This is a genomic window from Mycobacterium sp., assembly GCF_051006775.1.
Lineage (GTDB): Bacteria > Actinomycetota > Actinomycetes > Mycobacteriales > Mycobacteriaceae > Mycobacterium.
Window position 1 is genome coordinate 1 of the sequence record NZ_JBPCSX010000219.1, and the last position, 2,726, is coordinate 2,726.

General features: G+C 65.5%; 3 protein-coding genes. All 3 read left to right on the forward strand.

Annotation, left to right across the window (positions count from 1 at the left end):
* Positions 1-768: DUF222 domain-containing protein (locus tag ACR2JI_RS15695; protein ID WP_526391599.1), on the forward strand; the 768-nt coding region annotated here is incomplete at its 5' end.
* A 91-nt stretch (positions 769-859) separates the two neighbouring features.
* Positions 860-1,786 (forward strand): acetaldehyde dehydrogenase (acetylating), encoded by a 927-nt coding sequence (locus tag ACR2JI_RS15700; RefSeq protein ID WP_526391601.1) that lies wholly within the window; start codon positions 860-862, stop codon positions 1,784-1,786.
* The coding region (gene dmpG / locus ACR2JI_RS15705; RefSeq protein ID WP_526391603.1) for a 4-hydroxy-2-oxovalerate aldolase at positions 1,783-2,726 on the forward strand (944 nt) is incomplete at its 3' end. The genes ACR2JI_RS15700 and dmpG, both read left to right, overlap by 4 nt.

Below are 2,726 nucleotides of genomic sequence, written 5' to 3' on the forward strand. Positions count from 1 at the left end.
GGGGCGATGGCGGCCGGGGCGGAGAAGTTGTTGTGCGCGTGTGGTTCTCCGGAGTGCCCGGCCCTTGGCTCCGGTGGCGCGGTCCCGGTGGTCATCCACGTGTTGGCCGAGCAGGCCACCGTCGACGGCGCCGGCGCCGCACCTGGCTACCTGCCGGGCTTCGGCATTCAGCCGGCCGAGGCAGTGCGGGAGATGGCCGCGGCCGCCAAGTGCAAGCCGCTGATCGTGCCCGGCGACCAGTGCCAGACCGGGTACCGGCCGACGGTCGCACTCGCGGAGTTCATCCGCTGGCGCGATCTGACTTGCCGCTGGCCTGGGTGCGACGCGCCGGTTTGCGATATCGACCACACCGTTCCCTATCCGGCCGGGCCGACGCATCCCTCGAATCTGAAGGGATATTGCCGCACGCACCACCTCATCAAAACTTTCTATGGCGGACCCGGCGGCTGGTCTGAGCATCAGTTGCCCGATGGGACAACAATTTTCACCGCACCCACCGGCCACGAGTACACGACGCAGCCTGCCGGCGCCGAGATGTTCCCGACGCTGTCAGCGCCAACCGGAAATCTGCATCCGCCGGCTGGCGCCGGCCCGCCCGACGCAAGCCGCGGACTAGCGATGCCTACCCGGCAACGGACCCGCGACCAGGATCGCCGGGCGCGGATCGACCGGGAGCGCCGACTTCGGGCCGAGATCAACGCCGAACGTGCGCGAGCCTACGACGCCCGAATGGCGGAGATCGAAAGGATTCATCCGCCGCCCTTTTAACCCCGGTCGCACCCGCGTCGGCCGGGGTATCGTTCCACTGTCCGGAACGGGCAACAGTTGTGCCTGACCGCGGCCAGAGTGGAGGAGTGCCATGCCGCAGAAGAAAACGGTCGCGATCGTCGGCTCGGGCAATATCAGTACCGATCTGCTGTACAAGCTGCTGCGCTCGGAGTGGTTGGAGCCGCGGTGGATGATCGGTATCGATCCCGCGAGTGAAGGTCTGGCCCGCGCCCGAAATCTCGGTCTTGAGACCAGCCCCGACGGTGTCGACTGGCTGCTGTCCCAGAATGAATTGCCGGACATGGTGTTCGAGGCCACCTCAGCCTACGTCCACAAAGCGGCCGCGCCACGCTACGAGGAAGCCGGGATCAAGGCGATCGACCTGACCCCTGCGGCAGTCGGCCCCGGCGTGGTTCCGCCAGCCAACCTGCGCCAGTATCTGGACGCGCCGAACGTCAACATGGTCACCTGCGGGGGGCAGGCGACGATCCCCATCGTTTACGCGGTATCCCGTGCGACCAAGGATGTGGGCGGGGTGCCCTACGGCGAGATCGTCGCCTCGGTGTCCTCGGAGTCGGCTGGTCCCGGTACCCGGGCCAATATCGACGAGTTCACCAAAACAACCAGCCGGGGAGTCGAGGTGATCGGCGGCGCCAAGCGCGGCAAGGCGATCATCATCCTCAACCCCGCCGATCCGCCGATGATCATGCGCGACACCATCTTCTGCGAGATCCCCGAGGGCGCCGACCATGACGCCATCACGAAGTCGATCTTCGACGTGGTGGCCGAGGTGCAGACCTACGTGCCCGGTTACCGTCTGCTCAACGATCCGCAGTTCGACGAGCCCTCGGTGGTCAACGGCGGTCGCCATGTGGTGACCACTTTCATCGAGGTCGAAGGCGCGGGCGACTACCTGCCGCCCTACGCCGGCAATCTGGACATCATGACCGCCGCGGCCACCAAGGTCGGCGAGGAAATAGCCAAAGAGGCCGCGGCAGTATCTGGAGGAGCGCGATGAGCGATCACACTTTCGACGTCCGTATCACTGACACCTCGCTGCGGGACGGCTCGCATCACAAGCGCCACCAGTTCACGAAGGAAGAAGTCCAAGCGATCGTGGCGGCGCTCGACCATGCCGGTGTGCCGGTGATTGAGGTCACCCATGGCGACGGTCTGGGCGGCTCCAGCTTCAACTACGGCTTCTCTAAGACCCCGGAGCAGGAACTGATCAAACTCGCGGCCGAGACGGCGAAGGAAGCCAAGATCGCCTTCCTCATGCTTCCCGGTGTGGGTACCAAGGAGGACATCAAAGAGGCGCAAAACAATGGTGGCTCGATCTGCCGGATCGCTACGCACTGCACCGAAGCCGACGTCTCCATCCAGCATTTTGGGCTCGCCCGGGAACTCGGCCTGGAGACCGTCGGCTTCCTGATGATGAGCCACACCCTCGGCCCGGAGAAGCTGGCCAAGCAGGCTCGGATCATGGCCGACGCCGGCTGCCAGTGCGTCTACGTGGTGGACTCCGCCGGAGCGCTGGTGCTCAGCGATGTCGCCGATCGGGTCTCGGCATTGATCGCTGAATTGGGTTCGGATGCTCAAGTTGGTTTTCATGGCCACGAGAACCTCGGCCTGGGGGTGGCCAACTCGGTAGAGGCGGTGCGTGCCGGTGCCAAACAGATCGACGGCAGCGTGCGGCGATTCGGCGCAGGTGCGGGCAACGCGCCGGTGGAGGCCCTGATCGGAGTGTTCGACAAGATCGGCGTCAAGACCGGGATCGATTTCTTCGATATCGCCGATGCCGCCGAAGAGGTGGTCGCCCCCACCATGCCGGCCGAATGCCTGCTGGACCGCAACGCGTTGATCATGGGGTACGCCGGGGTGTACTCCAGCTTCCTCAAGCACGCCGTGCGTCAGGCCGAGCGCTACGGCGTGCCTGCCCATCAGCTGCTGCTGCGGGC